The sequence below is a fragment of the Microbacterium sp. CJ77 genome, from assembly GCF_002911615.1.
Lineage (GTDB): Bacteria > Actinomycetota > Actinomycetes > Actinomycetales > Microbacteriaceae > Microbacterium.
Window position 1 is genome coordinate 226584 of the sequence record NZ_PQBR01000025.1, and the last position, 17269, is coordinate 243852.

Sequence of the window (17269 nt, forward strand, 5' to 3'; positions counted from 1 at the left end):
CGATGTCCTTCGACACCCTGCTCGTCGCGAACCGCGGCGAGATCGCACGCCGCATCATCCGTTCCGCGAGAGAACTCGGGCTGCGCACCGTCGCCGTCTACTCGGACGCGGACCGCGCCGCCCCGCACGTGCGCGAGGCCGACGTCGCCGTGCGCCTGGGCCCCGCGCCTGCCGCCGAGTCGTACCTGCGCGGCGACGCGATCATCGCCGCGGCGATCGAGCACGGCGCGGGTGCCATCCACCCGGGCTACGGCTTTCTGTCCGAGAATTTCGAGGCGGCCCGCGCGGTCGAGGCGGCGGGGCTCGCCTGGATCGGCCCGACGCCCGAGCAGATCCAGACGTTCGGGCTCAAGCACACGGCCCGCGAGTACGCCGAGGCCGCGGGCGTGCCGATGCTCGCGGGCACGGGGTTGCTGTCTTCCGCCGAGGAGGCGGTCTCAGAAGCCGAGCGCGTCGGACTGCCCGTCATGCTCAAGGCGACCGGCGGCGGCGGGGGGATCGGGATGCGCGTCTGTTCGACCGCCGACGAGGTGCGCGAGGGGTACGCGGCGGTCGCCGCCATGGCCGCGCGCAGCTTCGGGGCGGGCGGGGTGTTCCTCGAGCGCCTGGTCACGCACGCGCGTCACGTCGAGGTGCAGGTCTTCGGCGACGGCGAGGGCCGGGTCGCGGTCTTCGGCGACCGCGACTGCTCGCTGCAGCGACGCAACCAGAAGGTGATCGAGGAGGCCCCGGCACCGCACCTCCCCGATTCCGTCCGGCGACAGATGCACGACGCCGCGCGTCGGCTCGCGGCATCCGTGGGCTATCGGTCCGCGGGCACGGTGGAGTTCATCTACGACCCGGTGGGCGAAGAGGCGGCCTTCCTCGAGGTCAACACGCGCCTGCAGGTCGAGCATCCCGTCACCGAGGCCGTGTTCGGCATCGATCTCGTCGCGCTCATGCTGGCGCTCGGGCGCGGCGGCGCGAGCGCGCTCGACGATGCGGTCTTCGAGACCGAGCACGTTCCGAGCGGCCACGCTTTCGAGGCCCGCGTCTACGCCGAAGACCCCGCACGGGGGTTCGCGCCCTCGCCCGGACTCGTGACGAATGCGTCGTTCCCCCGGGGCGACGGCATCCGCGTCGACGCGTGGATCGAGACCGGGCTCGAGGTCACGCCCGACTACGACCCCATGCTCGCCAAGGTCATCGCGTCCGCCGCTGACCGTGACGCCGCGCTCGACCTGTTGGGCGACGCGCTCGCCGAAACCCGCATCGACGGCATCGTCACGGGGATCGGGATGCTCGAGGCGCTGTGTCACGATCCCGTCGTGCGCGCCGTGGCACATGACACGGGCACCCTCGGCGACCCGGATGACCCGCGCCCGCGTATCGATGTCCTGGCCCCGGGGCTGATGACGACGGTGCAGGATCTGCCCGGTCGTATCGGGCTCTGGAACGTGGGCGTGCCGCCCTCGGGGCCCATGGATCCGGTGTCGTTCCGCGAGGCGAACCTCGCCGTGGGGAACGATGCCGATGCCCCGGCGCTCGAGATCACGATGTCGGGCCCGCGCCTGCGCTTCTCGGCCCCGGCCGTCGTGTGCGTGACGGGCGCCGAGGCTCCCGTGACGGTCGATGGCCGCATCGTCGGGTCGTGGGAGCCGTTCGAGGTTCCGGCCGGCGGCGTTGTCGCGGTGGGCGCGACGACCCTCGGCATGCGCGCCTACCTCGCCGTGCGTGGAGGGTTCGATGTGCCGACCTATCTCGGCAGCGCATCGACGTTCACGCTCGGCGGGTTCGGGGGACACGGCGGTCGCGCGCTGATCGCCGGGGATGTTCTGCGACCGGGGGCGCTCGAGGGGACCGCCGCACCCGCGGCGACTCCGATCGAGCGGCGTCCCCGCCTGACACACGAATGGGTGATCGGGGTGCTCGAGGGGCCGCACGCCGCACCCGAGTTCTTCACCCGCGACGACATCGACGAGCTCTACCGCGCGGTCTACGAGGTCGATGTGCAATCCGCCCGCACCGGCGTACGGCTGCGGGGGCCGAAGCCGCAGTGGGCCCGCGAGGACGGGGGAGAGGCGGGCCTGCACCCGTCCAACATCCACGACACCCCCTACGCCGTCGGTGCGCTCGACTTCACGGGCGACACCCCGATCATCCTCGGGCTCGATGGCCCGAGCCTCGGCGGATTCGTCTGCCCCGCCGTCGTCGCCAGCGGCGAGTTCTGGAAGGTCGGGCAGCTGCGCCCCGGCGACACCGTCCGCTTCGCCGCGATCCGAGAAGAAGACGCGCTCGTGTTCGCGGCGCCGCTCACCGCGACGGCCGGTTCTGGCGGCGGAGACGGAGACGACGGCATCCTCGCCCGACGCGAAGCGATCACCGCGGGCGACGAGATGCTCGCCCCCACCGTGACTTACCGGCGTGACGGCGACGCCAACATCCTGGTCGAGTACGGCGACAACGTGCTCGATCTCGGCCTGCGCATGCGGGTGCACGCTCTCGAAGAGGCCGTGCTCGCGCGCGGAATCGATGGCGTGCGGGATGTCACCCCCGGCATCCGTTCGCTGCAGATCCAGACCGATCCCCGCATCCTGCGCGCCTCGGAGCTGCTCGCCGAGCTGCAGCGGATCGAAGAGGCGCTCCCCGCGTCGCGCGAACTCACGGTGCCCTCGCGCATCGTGCACCTGCCGCTGTCATGGGACGACCCGGCCACGAAACTCGCGATCGACCGGTACATGTCGAGCGTTCGCGATGACGCCCCGTGGACGCCGTCGAACATCGAGTTCATCCGCCGCGTGAACGGGCTCGACAGCACCGACGAGGTGAAGCGCATCGTTTTCGAGGCCGATTACCTCGTGCTCGGGCTCGGCGACGTGTACCTGGGCGCGCCGGTCGCGACCCCCGTCGACCCCCGGCACCGCCTGGTGACGACGAAATACAACCCCGCCCGCACGTGGACGGCCGAGAACTCGGTCGGAATCGGCGGGGCGTACATGTGCATCTACGGCATGGAGGGTCCCGGCGGGTACCAGTTCGTCGGCCGCACGGTGCAGATCTGGAATCGCTTTCGTCGAGGCGCGCTGTTCGATGAGAACCCCTGGGCGCTGCGGCCCTTCGACCGCATCAAGTGGTACCCGGTGTCGGCCGAGGAACTGCTCGACCTGCGCGCAGACGTGGACGCCGGGCGCGGTGACTTCCGCACCGAAGAGGGCCGCTTCGCGCTCGCCGAGTACGAGGAGTTCCTGGCGGCGGAGGCCGAATCGATCCGGGCGTTCCGAACGACCCAGCAGGCCGCGTTCTCGGCCGAGAAGGATGCGTGGCGCGCTTCGGGCGAGTTCGAGCGCACCTACGACGCACCTCCCGCCCCGGCCGCCGACATCGTCGTGCCCGAGGGGTGCGAGGCCGTGACGGCTCCGTTCGCGGCGAGCGTGTGGCGCGTCGACGTGGAGCAGGGGTCGCAGGTCGAGGTCGACGACCGGCTCGTCGTCCTCGAGGCGATGAAGATGGAATCGCCCGTCCTGTCCCCGGCGGCGGGTCGTGTCGCCGCCGTCTATGTCTCACCCGGCGAGCGTGTCGCCGCCGGTCAGGTTCTCGCAGCAGTGGAGGTTTCGTCATGAGTGTCGTGAGCGCGGTCGAAAAGGTCCAGCAGGCGTACGAGCGGATGGCTTCTGCCGACCGCCCCGAGGTGTGGATCGCCCTGCGCGACGAGTCCGATGTGCTCGCCGAGGCGCGCGCGCTCGACGCGCGGGTCGCCGCGGGCGAGCGCCTCCCGCTCGCGGGCGTGCTCGTCGCGGTCAAGGACAACATCGACGTCGCCGGACTCTCGACAACCGCCGGATGCCCCGCGTTCGCGTACGCGCCCGAGGCGGACGCGCCATCCGTGGCCCGGCTGCGGGCCGCGGGTGCGATCGTGCTCGGCAAGACCAACCTCGATCAGTTCGCGACGGGCCTCGTCGGCACGCGCAGCCCTTACGGCGCCGTCCGCAACGCGTGGCAGCCCGACCGCATCTCGGGTGGCTCCAGCTCGGGATCCGCGGTCGCCGTCGCGTTGAGTTTCGTCGACATCGCCCTGGGCACCGACACCGCCGGGTCCGGCCGGGTCCCCGCGGCCCTGAACGGCATCTACGGGATCAAGCCGAGCGTCGGACTCGTCCCGACGACCGGCGTCGTGCCGGCGTGCTGGTCGATCGACGTGGTCACGGTGTTCGCCCGCGACCTCGGTCTGGGTCGTCTCGCGGCCGAGACGATGGAGGGTGCGGACGGGATCGATCCGCTCGTGCGGGTCGCGGAGCCCGGGCCGGGACTGGGGGCCGCGCCGCGCGTCGCGATCCCGACCGTCGAGCACCTCGAGGGGCTCGCGCCGGGCTGGGCCGAGGCGTTCCAGGGCGTCGTCGAGCGACTCGCGGCGTCGGGGGTCGACGTCGTCGAGGTCGACATCGCCCCGCTGCTCGATGCGGCGGCATTGCTGTACGGCGGGGCCTTCGTCGCCGAGCGGACCGCCGCGGTGGGCGACTTCATCCGCCAGAACGCGGAACTCATCGGTGGCGAAATCGACCCGACGGTCGCGACGATCGTCGGAGGCGGCGAGCGGTTCACCGCCATCGACGCCTTCCGGGACCGCGAACGCCTGCGCCGCCTGGGCCTTGCGGGAGCCCGGCTGCTCGAGGGGACCGACGCGCTCCTGACCCCCACGACGACCTGGCATCCGACGCTCGCCGAGGTCGCCGCCGACCCGATCGGCGCCAACGCGCGCATGGGTCGCTACACGAATTTCGCCAACCTCCTCGACTACGCCTCGCTCGCGGTCCCCGCGGGAACGGTCGGCGGGTTCCCGTTCGGCGTCATGCTGACGGCGCCCGCCTTCAGCGACCGCCGCCTGGCCGAGCTGGCGCGACGGATCGGGGATGCCCAGATCGACATCCTGGTCGTGGGCGCTCATCTCACGGGTCAGCCGCTGGGCCACCAGCTGATCGCCGCGGGCGGACGATTCTCGCGCCGGGTGCGCACGTCGCAGTCCTATCGCCTGCACGCGCTGCCGACCGTGCCCCCCAAGCCGGGGCTTCGCCGGGTCGAGCGTGAGGGGTACGCGATCGAGGGTGAGGTCTGGACACTTCCGGCGCACGGCTTCGGTGCGTTCGTCGCGTCCCTGCCCCAGCCCATGACGATCGGCCGGGTCGCGCTCGAGGACGGCACCGCGGTGGCGGGATTCCTCGCTGAGCCGGTCGTGTTCGAGGACGCGCCGGACATCAGCGGGTACGGCGGATGGCTTGCCTATCTCGCGCGGGATCAGAGCGCAGAATAGAGGGATGACGAGGTCGATGCCAGGCCGTCCGCGCCTCCAGCCCGGCGAGCCCGGCGTCGAGTCCCGTCAACAGCTCGTCGACGCGGCCGCATCGCTGTTCGCCGAGCGGGGGTACGCGGCGACCAGCACGCGACGGATCGCGGAGCGCGCCGGCATGCGGCAGGCGAGCATGTACTACTACTTCGCAGGCAAGGAAGAGATCCTGCTCGAGCTGCTGCAGGCATCCATCCGTCCCACCCTCGACCGGGCGGCGGAGTATCTCTCGGAGCCGGACGCGCGGCGGGCCCTCGCCTCCTTGGTGCGGGCGGACGTCGAGACCCTGCTCGCGGAGCCGCACAATATCGGAACGATGTACCTCTCGCCCGAGATCGCGGGGGACGCCTTCGCGCCGTTCCGTGCTGCTCGGGACGAGCTCATCGGCATCTATGGCGAGCTCGCGACGCGGATCAGCCCGGGCGCCGACGCCCAGTTCCTCGGTACCTGCTGCATCCAGCTGGTCGACGTGGTCGTGCGATTCCGCCAGGAGGGCGCGGTGCCCGCGGACCTGCCCGACCGGATCGCGGCGGCCTGCCTGCGCCTTGTGGAAGACAGCGGCCGTCCGTCGGTAGTGACGGAAGCGAGGGGCGTCAAGGGTGTGTTCGACGCGGACCGTGATGACAGGCTGGACCCATGAGCATCGAGGTGTGGGCACCGAAAGCGCGTCAGGTCCGACTGCGGCGGGGTGATGCGAGCGAGATCGACCTCGAACGCGGCGCGGACGGCTGGTGGTCGAGCGATGTGAGGCTTGACGACGGCGAGGAGTACGGCTTCGTCCTCGACGGCGGGGCGCTCCGGCCCGACCCGCGCTCGAAGCGCCAGCCTCGGGGCGTGCACGAGCCATCCGCACACATCGATCTGACCGACTTCGCGTGGACCGACGCGGACTGGACAGGACGTCAGCTGGCCGGCGGGATCATCTACGAGTTGCATATCGGTACGTTCACGCCCGAGGGCACCCTCGACGCCGCGATCGAGCGATTCCCCCACCTGGTCGGCCTCGGCGTGACGCACATCGAGCTGCTCCCCGTGAACGGTTTCAACGGCGTGCACAACTGGGGCTACGACGGGGTGCTCTGGTACACCGTGCACGAGGCGTACGGCGGCCCGCGTGCCTATCAGCGGTTCGTCGACGCTGCACACGCGGCGGGGCTCGCGGTGATCCAGGACGTCGTCTACAACCACCTCGGTCCGAGTGGCAACTACCTGCCCGAGTTCGGCCCGTACCTGCGCTCGGGCGAGCGCAACACCTGGGGCGACTCCATCAACCTCGACGAGCCGGCCGTACGCTCCTACATCGTCGACAACGCGCTGATGTGGCTGCGCGACCACCACGTCGACGGGCTGCGCCTCGATGCCGTGCACGCGCTGCTCGACAACAGCGACACGCACATCCTGCGAGAGCTGGCCGAGGCATCCGATGCCCTGTCGGCCCACCTCGGCCGGCCGCTGACGCTGATCGCCGAGTCCGACCTGAACGACCCCAAGCTGATCCTGCCCCGAGAGGCGGGAGGCTACGGTCTCACGGCGCAGTGGAGCGACGACTGGCACCATGCCGTGCACGTCGCCGTGACCGGTGAGACCGTCGGCTACTACGAGGACTTCGGTGCGCTGGACGCGCTGCCGAAGGTCTGGACCGAGGGGTTCTTCCACAACGGCACGTACTCGTCGTTCCGCGAGCGGGAGCACGGCTTCCCGATTCCGACCGAGGTGCCGACGTGGCGTCTCGTGACGTTCGCTCAAGACCACGACCAGATCGGAAACCGCGCCGCCGGCGACCGGCTCTCGCAGTCACTGTCGTATGGGCGTCTCGCCGTCACCGCGGTGCTCACCCTGACCGCGCCCGGAACGCCGATGCTCTTCATGGGTGAGGAGTGGGGCGCCTCGACCCCGTGGCAGTTCTTCACCTCGCACCCCGAGCCCGAGCTCGGCGAGGCTACCGCGAAGGGGCGGCTCGAGGAGTTCACCCGCATGGGCTGGGACGAGTCCGTCGTGCCCAACCCGCAGGACCCCGCGACGTTCGAGCGTTCGAAGCTCGACTGGGCTGAGACATCCGAGGGTGATCACGCGCGCCTGCTGCAGCTCTATCGCGACCTCGGGGCGTTGCGCCGCGCGTGGCCCGAGCTCACGGACCCGTCGTTCGCGGCGCTGCGCGCGGCCTCTGCCGAGAGTGCCGCGGGCGGGGGAGCGTCGGGCGGGGTCGGCGCCCGCGCCTTCGCGCTGGGCCGCGGCGACCTCTCGGTGCTCGTCAACCTCACGGACGAGGCCGTGTCGTGGGATGTCGCTCCCGGCCGCGTGATCGTGCTGACGACGGACGCCGCGGCCCTACTCGTGGATGGGGAGGCCGTCGTGCCGCCCGAGGCCGCGGTCGTCGTGGGCCCGCTGCGCTGAGGCACGGGTGCCTCGAGTCGCGTCGACCGTGTTCCCGAGAATCTCGCGGGGTGGCCCTGGCTGCGGGGTCGCGCAGACTGAGTTGTCAACGCCTCGCCTCGCCGTGGTCGTCCCCATAGGCTGAGGAGATGACCATTCCCGGACGGCCGAACGAGGCGAGGAGCCTCGACCTCGTGCGCCAGATCGTCGTGATCTCGGCCCTCGTATTCATGCTCATCGCGGCGATGGTGGGTGTCGGTGTGTTCGGAGGCACGCCGATCGCCGAAGCTCAGGGAGGTGCGCTCGCCGCGGACGCGACCCTGCTCGCGCCGGCCACGCCCGCGTTCTCGATCTGGTCGGTCATCTACGTCGGCCTCGCGGCCTACACGGTCTGGCAGGCTCTGCCGACACAGCGCGCCGCGGCACGCCAGCGTGCGACGGGGTGGTGGATCGCATTGAGCATGGTGTTGAACGGACTGTGGATCGTCACGGTGCAGATGTTCACGCTGTGGGGAACCACTCTGGCGATCTTCGTGCTGCTCGCCGCGCTCTGCATCACGTTCCAGCGCGCGGTGGCGACACGGATGCCCCGCGGCGGGGTCGTCGACTCGCTGCTGATCGACGGGGTGACGGGTCTGCACCTGGGGTGGGTCGCCGTCGCATCCGTCGCGAACGTCGCCGCCTGGTTGACCGCCATCGGACCGACCGAGTGGGCGGATCACGCGCAGGCGTGGGGCATCGCCGTGATCGTCGTCGTCGCGCTCATCGGGCTCGCGATCGCCTGGGCGAGCGGATGGCGCGTCGCGCCCGGACTCGCGCTCGGGTGGGGGCTTGTCTGGATCGCGGTCGGGCGGCTCGCCGACCAGCCGCGGAGCGAGGCGATCGGCATTGCGGCGATCGTGGCGGCTGTCGTCGTCTTGGGCACTCCGCTCGCGATCGCGGGACTGCGGAGCCTGCGCCCGGCGGGCGACTGACTCTCAGACCAGGCGCGCCGCGAAAGCGCGGACGATGCGCGTGGGCTCGGTGATCGATGCACCGAGCACGCGAGCGGCGATCTCGTCGAACGCGCGGGCGTCGAAGTACCCGTCGTTGCGGTAGACGGCCATCCGTTCGGTGAACGCGCGACCCGTCGGCTCCGGATGGAACTGGGTCGCGTAGAGCGTGTCGCCGACGCGATACGCCTGCACCGGGCAGACGTCGTTCGTGGCGAGCAGCTCGGCACCCGGGGGAGGCGTCGCGGCGCCTTCTTTGTGAGCCGTGAGGGCAGAGAAGCGCGGGGGAAGCGACCCGAAGAGCGGGTCCTGCGCCGCGGTGTCGGTGAGGGTTATCGTCGCGGGTCCGGTGTCTTCGGGGTGGGCGCGGGTGACCTCGCCACCGAGCATGCGGGTCACGATGCCGATGCCGTAGCAGGTGAACAGGGCCGACGTGCGACCGGATGCTGCGGCATCCGCGATGCTCTCCAGATCCGCCTCGAGGCGGATCTGGACGTCGGTCTTGGTGCTCGTCGGGTCCGCGACGTTGAACGGGCTGCCCCCGACCACGAACCCGGCGTATTTCTCGAGTGCATCGGCGGGCAACGGCTCGCGCACCAGATCGTGGGCGTGGAGGCGCTCCTCGTCGAGGTGCGCGGCCTCGCGGAACGAACGGTATTCGCCCTCGGCGGCACCCGCCTGAGGTCGCGCGCACAGGTAGAGCAGCGTCATGTTGCCCGAGTGTAATCGGCGCGCGCGGTCATCCCCGCGACGAGCGGGTCGTGCGGCCCCGGACGATGCCGACGAGCGCCTCGATCTCGGGACTCGTGCGCTCGGCGAGCCACGCGAGGGCGACGGCGGATGCCGGGGCGCCCACGAGGGGTCGGTGTGCGACGTCGCGGCGGCGGTGCATCCGCACGAGCGACAGCGGAAGGATCACGATCCCGACCCCCGCGGCCACCGTCTCGAGCGCTTCGGCCGTCGTCTGCGGACGCGGTCCGCGTGCCGCCACGACTCCCGGGACCTCCAGGGGGCCGAGGACGTCGTCCGTCGGAACGAACAGGATCTCGCCCGCGAGGTCGTCGAACGTCAACTCCTCCGCGGCCGCGAGCGACGAGTCGGAGCCGAACGCCACGACCGTCGTCTCTTCGTAGAGCGGGATCACGTGCAGCCCGCCGCGATCAACGGGAAGCCGGACGAGCGCAGCGTCGACCTCCCCGGCACGCAGCGCGCGTTCTTGGTCGGCCGCCTCGGTGGGGATGAGCTCCAGGGGCACATCGGGCAGACGGTCCCGCCAACGGTCGACCCAGATCCCCGGCGATGCTCCCGGGAACACGCCGAGTCGAAGCGGGCCGACCAGGACGGGGCCCGCCGGTGGTTCAGGCGGCGGGGAAGACTTCGGGCGTGTGGCCCTGGCCGACGCAGGGGGGCGGGCTGACGGCTGACGCCGGGGACGCCCCGGTCGTCTGGGGGCCCCACCACCCTTCGCCATCCGGCCAGCGTAGTCCGGGAGCCACGCCGCCGAGCGCAATCCGCGCTTGTGAGTGCTTACGCCGCCAAGCGCAATCCGCGCTTGTGAGTGCTTACGCCGCCAAGCGCAATCCGCGCTTGTGAGTGCTTACGCCGCCAAGCGCAGTCCGCGCTTGTCGGTAGCCACGATCTGGCCGTCGGCGACGATTTCGTCGTCGCGAATCTTGGCGCCGACCGCCACCCGTGCCCGCTCGCCGACGGTCGCGCGAACGCCGATGCGTGCGCCGGAACCGACTGCGGCGCCCGTACCCACGTGCGCGTGCTCTTCGATCACGGCGTCGGGGCCGATCACGGCATCCGACTCGATCCATGCTCCGCGCAGCACACGCGCTCCGGCCGCGACCTGCGCGCCCGGTTCGACATAGGCGCCAGCCTCGATCAGCGCGCTCGCATGCACCTTCGCGCCGTGCGCGATCAGTCCACGACCATTGACGTGCTTGCGGTAGCGGAGAGTCTCTCCACTGTCGCGTTCGATGTCCACGTAGTTCTTGCCCACGATTCCCTCCTACGGCGGTAAATGAAGCCGAAGTCACCGGTTGTAACTCATTCGTAGGCATGGGTATTCCGGATGGGTCATTCCAGAACTACTTCACGCGGACCCGCCGGATTCGTTTGACAGGATGGACGAGGGATCGCCCCGCACCGTCCGGAATCATCCGAGAGGACACGTGACTCACGCCCCCGACGGCTCATCCGAGCCGCGCCCCGCCACCGGGCCCGCCACCGGTCCCGTCGCCGCACCGTCCGCAGACGAGATCGCCGACCCGGTCTTCGGTGTGCAGAGCATGGCGCACACCGTGCCCGAAGACATCCTCGGGCTGCTGACGGGAGCGTTCACCGCCTCGCTCGGGCTCCACCTCCTGCAGGCGAGCGGAGCCGTCACCGGCGGGACCGCGGGCGTGGCCCTGCTGCTCGACTACGCCACCGCACTACCGTTCTGGGCCCTCTTCGCGATCGTCAATCTGCCCTTCGCGGTGCTCGCGCTCTGGAAGAAAGGGATCGACTTCACGGTGCGGACGGTCGTCTCGATCGGCCTCGTCTCGGCGTTCTCGGTGCTTCACAACGCTGCGTTCCCGATCCGGCAGATCGATCCCGTCTACGGCACCTTCGCGGGCAATCTGCTCATCGGGATCGCACTCCTGATTCTCTTCCGTCACCGCGCGAGTCTCGGCGGCATCACGATCATCGCCCTGATCGTCCAGGAGCGCTGGGGTTTCCGGGCCGGGTGGGTGCAGATGGTCTTCGACGTGACGATCATCGTCGCGGCCCTCTGGGTCGTGCCGTGGCAACTCGTGCTGTTGTCGGCCGCCGGGGCCGTGTTGCTGAGCCTGGTGCTGGCGCTCAACCACCGGCCGGGGCGCTACGTCGGGCACTGATGGTGCTCAATCGGCGTGTCCGCCCGGTCGCTGAGGGAGCGGATCGGCCGTCACGTCTGGCAGTTCGGGCACCAGAACACGTTCCGCTCCGACGTCGCCGTCGCCCCGAGTGAGCCCTCGCGGATCGTCGTGCCGCAGCGACGGCATGGGCGCCGAGCGCGCCCGTACACCCAGGTCGTGCGCCCCGCGCGGGCGTCGCCCGTGAAGGTTCGGGGCGTGCGGTCGCGGTTGGCGCGGAGCATCCGCGCGCCCACGTCGATGACCGCGGCCGCGTCGACCTCGGTTGCCGGGCGAGCGGGCAGGATGCCTCGAACGAACAGGATCTCGTTCGCGTACTCGTTGCCGAACCCGGCCACCGTGCGCTGATCGAGCAGGGCGACGTGGACGGGTCGGGGATCAGCGGCGAGAAGCCGCGCGGCTTCGACCGGGTCCCAATCGTCGGCGAGCGGGTCGGGCCCGAGGTGGCCGATGACGCGGTCCTCGTCGTGGGTGGGCAGCACCTCGACCATCGCGAGCTCGAAGCCCACCGCATCCCAGGCGTCGTTCCCCACGATCGCGCGCGCTTGGAACGCGGGCCTGCGCCATTTCTCACCCCGCCGATAGAGGTGCCACTCGCCCTCCATCTTGAGGTGGGAGTGCAACGTGAAATCACCGATGCGATGCAAGAGGTGCTTGCCGCGGGGCACCACCTCGTGCACGGTCTCGCCCCGCAGGTCGGCGGTCGCGCTGCCGGGCACCCGGATGTCGAACCGTGTCACGATCGAACCGGCGAGGGCCTCGGAGAGGCGCCGCGCGGCGCGGAAGACCGTATCGCCCTCAGGCACGAGCGCCCGCCCGGACGGCGTCGCCCGCCGTCGTGCGGCGCAGGGTGAGGCCGCGCGGGGACTCCACGAAACCCGCGGCGCGCAGCGCGCGTGCGGTGGCCGAGCCATAGACGAACACGCCGTTGACCTGCTCGACGGTCAGCGTGTCGAGGCGTCGGGCGCGAGCCGTCGTCGCGAGGTCGAGCGCCGCCGCGGCGAGGACCTCCTCATCTTCGGTGAAGACGAGCGCGCTCTTGCCGCCGCGCTCGAGGTACGCGGCGAGCTCGCCGTCGACGACGACGACGATGCCGCCGGCCTTGCGCCCGGGCCGATGGGTGACCCCCTCGATGACCGGCCAGGGGAGGGCGGCGCCGTACGGATTCGCGGGGTCGGTGGCCGCGAGCGTGACGGCACGTAGCGGCGCCGGGTCGGGCAGGGCCGCGAACTCGCGGAGCCGGTCGATCGTCGCGGATGCGGCGAATTGAGCGGCTCCCAGACCTTCGATCAGATAGCCCCGGCGGCAGTGTCCGGCCTGTTCGAAGCCCGCCAGCACTCGATAGGCCTGCGCGAATCCGCCCGCGATCCCCTCTGACTGCACCGAACCACGGGTGACGACGCCGTAGCGGTCGAGCAGCAGAGCGGCGGATGCGGTCGCCCGGGCCGAAGCATCCGCCTCGGGCTGTGGCAGGAGCGACCAGCGTCCCCCGATGCCTGTCGGCCGTGGGGGAGCGGCCGGACGGGGTAGGGCGGCGCCCCGGAACAGGCGAGCGCGGGGTGGGCGTCGTGTCGTGCGATGCGCTTGAGATCCGCCGCTCGTGAGGGCGCGGAGGGGTGCGAAGGTGTCGTTCGTGACATGACCCGACCAGGTGAGGCGCCACAGGGCATCCGTCACGGACTGCTCGTTCTCGGCCTCCGCGGCATCGCGCAGCTGGGATGCGAAATACGCGCCGCCCACGGCCAGGGCCTCGAGCACGCGCCGATCGAGTGATCCGTCGGCGGGCTCGTTTTCGGGCAGCGCGAGCGTGTACGGCGCGGCGTCCGCGGGGTGGAGCGCGACCCATCCGTCGCGGCCCGGCAGCGAGCCGTGGCCGGACCAGATGACCTCACCGGCGGCGGTGAGCTCGTCGAGAAGTCCCGGAGTGTAGTCCGACACGCGCGACGGCAGCACGAGAGACTCCCACGCACTCGCCGGGAGCGGTACGCCCGCGAGCTGATCGATCGCGGCGACCACCCCGTCGATTCCCGACAGGGGCCGCGCGACGTGCTGCCACACGGGCAGGAACCGCGCGAAGGCCTCGGGGGGCACGGGCTCGACACTGCCGCGGATGGCGGCGAGGGAACGCATGCGCAGGCGGCGCAGGACCTCGCTATCGCACCACTCGGTCTCGTCTCGCCGGTCGGCGCTCGCCGGCAGGAAGAATCCACTCGTCACCCGACCCTGCGATTCCAGGCGGAGCAGCGTGTGCCTCGCCACCGCGGGGCCGATCCCCAGCCGACCGGCGACCGCATCCACCGCGAAGGGCGCGTGCGTGCGGGCGTGGCGGGCGACGAGGTCGCCGAGCGGGTCCTCGGTCGGCTCGAGGAAGGCGAGCGGGATGCCGACGGGAAGCGCCGCCCCGAGCGCGTCACGCAAGCGCCCCGCGTCCTCGATAGCCGCGACCCGGTGCGTGCCGCCGATCGTGACGGCTATCGCGCGGCGCGAGTCCACGAGGGTCGCGAGCAGAGCGGATGCCTCGGCCTCCGTTGCGGCGGGCAGTGCCGGTGCGGGGCCGTCCGCGGTGGAGTCCGCGGTCGAGCCCGTTGCCGATTCCGCGGCCGGGGCCGCGGGACCAGCCGGATCCGCCCGTACCGTGCGCACGGCGGACACGTCCGCATCGCCCGGGACCAGGCGGGCGGCGACCTCGGCGGCATCCAGCGGCCCGAGCATCCGCAGCAGATCGGCGACACCCTCGATGCCGTGGACGCGGCGCGAGGGATCGAGCCGTTGTGCCTCGTTCTCGAACTGCGCGATGACGTCGGGGTCGAGCAGTTCCCGCATCTCGATGCGGCCGAGTAGCTCGGACAGCAACGCCGGGTCGACCGACAGGGCCGCCGCGCGGCGCTCGGCCAGGGGCGAGTCGCCCTCGTACATGAAGGCCCCGACGTATCCGAACAGCAGATCGCGCGCGAACGGCGAGGGCTGGGTCGTGGTCGTTTCGACCAGGCGGATGCGGCGCTCGGCGATTCCGCGCGCCAGACCCAGAAGCGCGGGCAGGTCGTAGACGTCCTGCAGCACCTCGCGGAGCGTCTCGAGGATGATCGGGAACGTCGGATGCCTCCGCGCGACCTCGAGCAGCTGTGCCGATCGCTGGCGTTGCTGCCAGAGCGGGCTGCGCTTGTTCGGGTTGACGCGCGGCATCAGCAGCGCGCGTGCCGCGCACTCGCGGAATCTCGAGGCGAAGAGCGCGGATCCGCCCACCTCGTCGGTGACGATCTGTTCGAGTTCGTCCGCTTCGAAGACGAAGAGTTCGGCGCCGGGCGGCTCGGCCGCAGCATCGGGGACTCGCGCGATGATGCCATCGTCGCTCGCAACCGCGGATCCCTCGACGCCGAGGCGCTCGCGGATCCGCGCGTTGACGGCGAGGGCCCACGGTGCGTGCACACTCATGCCGTACGGGGAATGCAGGATGATGCGCCAGTCGCCGACCTCGTCGCGCCCGCGCTCGACCGTGAAGGTCGTGTCGGTCGGTAGCGTGCCGGTCGCCTCACGCTGCTCGGCCAGATATGCCAACAGGTTGTCGATCGCCCGCTCGTCGAGGCCGTCGTCGCGCAGTCGGCCGCGAGCAGCTTCGGGCGCCGCCTCGGACAGATCCTTCGAGAACCTGCCGAGCGCCTCGCCGAGCTCGGCGGGACGCCCGAGGCCGTCGCCGTGCCAGAACGGCAGCTTGCCGGGTTGTCCGAAAGCGGGCACGACGTTCACGCGATCGTGGGTGATCTCCACGATCCGCCAACTCGTCGTCCCCAGGGTGAACACGTCGTTGACGCGTGACTCGTAGACCATCTCTTCGTCGAGTTCGCCGACGCGGCCGCCGCGCGACTCGCCCGCGACGAAGACGCCGAAGAGACCACGGTCGGGGATCGTGCCGCCGCTCGTCACCGCCAGTCGCTGGGCGCCCGGGCGGCCCGTCAGCGTTCCGGCATCGCGATCCCAGACGACGCGGGGTCGGAGTTCTGCGAATTCGTCCGAGGGGTAGCGCCCGGCGAGCAGGTCGAGCGTGGCCTCGTACGCCGAGCGCGGCAGCGTTCGGAAGGGGGCGCTCTTGCGCACCGACTCGTACCAGTCCTCGACGTCGATCGCCCCGAGCGCGCACGCCGCGACGGTCTGCTGAGCCAGGATGTCGAGAGGATTCTGCGGCACCGAGATCGACTCGATGCGTCCGGCGAGCATGCGCTCGGTCACGATCGCGGTGTGCAGCACGTCGGCACGGTGCTTGGGGAAGAGGAACGCGCGACTGACCTCGCCCACCTGGTGACCCGCACGCCCGATGCGCTGCAGCCCGCTCGCGGCCGACGGCGGCGACTCGACCTGGATCACCAGGTCGACCGCGCCCATGTCGATGCCGAGCTCGAGGCTGCTGGTCGCGACGACACAGCGCAGGCGCCCCGCCTTGAGTTCTTCTTCGACCTGCGCGCGCTGTTCTTTCGACACAGACCCGTGGTGGGCGCGGGCGAGCACGGGGTCGGCCCCCGCGGTCGAGCCGGCCTGCGCCATCATGGCCGCGGGGACCGCGGGGTCGGGCATCTCGAGACCGAGACGCTCGGAGTAGATCTCGTTCAAACGGCCGGTGAGGCGCTCGGCCAGCCTTCGTGAGTTCGAGAACACGATCGTCGAGCGGTTCTCGAGGATGCGGTCGACGATGGCCTCTTCGACGTGCGGCCACACCGACCCGGTCATCTCGGTCGCCTCGGGCCGCAGTCGGCTGTCGGCGGCGTACCACTCGTCGCCGTCTCCACCAGCGGCACCGTCTCCGCCGGCGTCGCCCCCAACGTCATCGCCCGGCGCTGATGAACCGGGCGCACCAGATCCGGGTGGCGGGGGCGGATTGAGCATGTCGTCGATCGGGACCGTCACGCGCAGATCGAACGTCTTCGACGCGGGTGGGGCGACGATGTCCACCGGTGCCGCCCCACCGAGGAAGCGGGCGACCTCGTCGATCGGACGCACGGTCGCCGATAGTCCGATGCGCTGCGCGGGACGCTCGAGCATGGCATCGAGCCGCTCGAGACTGACGGCGAGATGCGCGCCGCGCTTGGTTGCGGCGACGGCATGAACCTCGTCGACGATCACCGTGTGCACGCCCCGCAACGTCTCGCCCGCCTGGCTCGTGAGCATCAGGTAGAGCGACTCGGGGGTTGTGATCAGGATGTCGGGCGGGTTCTGGACCAGCCGACGCCGCTCGTTCGAGGGGGTATCGCCCGATCGCACCCCCACCGTGACCTCGGGCAGCGCGATCCCCAGGCGACGCGCGGACTGCCCGATGCCGACGAGGGGCGAGCGCAGATTGCGCTCGACGTCGACCCCGAGGGCCTTGAGGGGAGAGATGTAGAGGATGCCGGTGGTCGGGCGTGGAACATCCGCTCGTCGACGGCGCCCGGACGGGGCCTCGGCCTCGAGGGGCTTCTCACGAAAGACCCGGTCGATCGCCCAGAGGAACGCCGACAGCGTCTTGCCCGAGCCGGTCGGGGCGACGACGAGGGCATGCCGCCCGGCCGAAATGGCCCCCCATGCACCGACCTGTGCCGGTGTGGGCTCGAGAAAGGCGCCGCGAAACCAGTCCTGCGTGGCAGGACCGAACTTCGCCCAGACATCGGCCATCCATCCATCTTCGTCCCCCGCGCCGACATCGGCGCCGGTCTTTC

The 17269-nt window shown here is 71.0% G+C and carries 11 protein-coding genes; 6 read left to right on the plus strand and 5 right to left on the minus strand.

The window, feature by feature from the left end:
* Nucleotides 1–2: 2 nt before the first annotated feature.
* From uca to C2868_RS15880, 5 genes are all read left to right on the plus strand, one after another.
* Nucleotides 3–3599: an urea carboxylase gene (uca, locus tag C2868_RS15860; protein ID WP_103663545.1), complete on the plus strand. Its 3597-nt coding sequence runs from the start codon at nt 3–5 to the stop codon at nt 3597–3599.
* Complete coding sequence (gene atzF / locus C2868_RS15865) at nt 3596–5284, plus strand: allophanate hydrolase (RefSeq protein ID WP_181003489.1); 1689 nt, start codon at nt 3596–3598, stop codon at nt 5282–5284. Before uca ends, atzF begins: the two co-directional genes overlap by 4 nt.
* A 4-nt stretch (nt 5285–5288) precedes the next feature.
* A complete protein-coding gene (locus C2868_RS15870; RefSeq protein ID WP_100809865.1) occupies nt 5289–5957 on the plus strand; it encodes a TetR/AcrR family transcriptional regulator in 669 nt (222 codons plus the stop codon).
* Complete coding sequence (gene treZ / locus C2868_RS15875) at nt 5954–7711, plus strand: malto-oligosyltrehalose trehalohydrolase (protein ID WP_100809866.1); 1758 nt, start codon at nt 5954–5956, stop codon at nt 7709–7711. The genes C2868_RS15870 and treZ overlap by 4 nt, the downstream gene beginning before the upstream one ends.
* 128 nt (nt 7712–7839) lie before the next feature.
* Entirely contained in the window at nt 7840–8664 is an 825-nt protein-coding gene (locus C2868_RS15880) for a tryptophan-rich sensory protein (protein WP_100809867.1), read from the plus strand.
* Between the two features lie 3 nt (nt 8665–8667).
* Here C2868_RS15880 and C2868_RS15885 read toward each other — a convergent pair whose 3' ends face one another.
* The 3 genes from C2868_RS15885 to C2868_RS15895 form a co-directional block, all read right to left on the minus strand.
* The gene (locus tag C2868_RS15885) at nt 8668–9393 is read right to left on the minus strand and encodes a GMP synthase (RefSeq protein ID WP_100809868.1); all 726 of its coding nucleotides are present in this window, start codon (nt 9391–9393) and stop codon (nt 8668–8670) included.
* 28 nt (nt 9394–9421) lie between these two features.
* A complete protein-coding gene (locus tag C2868_RS15890) occupies nt 9422–10021 on the minus strand; it encodes a LysR family substrate-binding domain-containing protein (protein WP_258034471.1) in 600 nt (199 codons plus the stop codon).
* Between the two features lie 258 nt (nt 10022–10279).
* Complete coding sequence (locus tag C2868_RS15895; RefSeq protein ID WP_103663546.1) at nt 10280–10687, minus strand: transferase; 408 nt, start codon at nt 10685–10687, stop codon at nt 10280–10282.
* 172 nt (nt 10688–10859) lie between these two features.
* Here C2868_RS15895 and C2868_RS15900 point away from each other — a divergent pair, with 172 nt between their 5' ends.
* Nucleotides 10860–11567 carry a YitT family protein gene (locus tag C2868_RS15900; RefSeq protein ID WP_374935790.1) on the plus strand — a complete coding sequence of 236 codons (708 nt, stop codon included), beginning with the start codon at nt 10860–10862 and terminating at the stop codon, nt 11565–11567.
* Nucleotides 11568–11617: 50 nt separating this feature from the next.
* Here the strand turns inward: C2868_RS15900 and C2868_RS15905 are convergent, their stop codons facing one another.
* Nucleotides 11618–12391 (minus strand): DNA-formamidopyrimidine glycosylase family protein, encoded by a 774-nt coding sequence (locus C2868_RS15905; RefSeq protein WP_100809871.1) that lies wholly within the window; start codon nt 12389–12391, stop codon nt 11618–11620.
* Nucleotides 12384–17225: a DEAD/DEAH box helicase gene (locus C2868_RS15910; protein WP_103663547.1), complete on the minus strand. Its 4842-nt coding sequence runs from the start codon at nt 17223–17225 to the stop codon at nt 12384–12386. Before C2868_RS15910 ends, C2868_RS15905 begins: the two co-directional genes overlap by 8 nt.
* Nucleotides 17226–17269 lie beyond the last annotated feature (44 nt).

What these genes read in the sequence shown, in the direction of transcription:
- uca (WP_103663545.1), top strand. Translation starts at nt 3, where the DNA reads ATGTCCTTCGACACCCTGCTCGTCGCGAACCGCGGCGAGATCGCACGC.
- atzF (WP_181003489.1), top strand. Translation starts at nt 3,596, where the DNA reads ATGAGTGTCGTGAGCGCGGTCGAAAAGGTCCAGCAGGCGTACGAGCGG.
- C2868_RS15870 (WP_100809865.1), top strand. Translation starts at nt 5,289, where the DNA reads ATGACGAGGTCGATGCCAGGCCGTCCGCGCCTCCAGCCCGGCGAGCCC.
- treZ (WP_100809866.1), top strand. Translation starts at nt 5,954, where the DNA reads ATGAGCATCGAGGTGTGGGCACCGAAAGCGCGTCAGGTCCGACTGCGG.
- C2868_RS15880 (WP_100809867.1), top strand. Translation starts at nt 7,840, where the DNA reads ATGACCATTCCCGGACGGCCGAACGAGGCGAGGAGCCTCGACCTCGTG.
- C2868_RS15885 (WP_100809868.1), bottom strand. Translation starts at nt 9,393, where the DNA reads ATGACGCTGCTCTACCTGTGCGCGCGACCTCAGGCGGGTGCCGCCGAG.
- C2868_RS15910 (WP_103663547.1), bottom strand. Translation starts at nt 17,225, where the DNA reads ATGGCCGATGTCTGGGCGAAGTTCGGTCCTGCCACGCAGGACTGGTTT.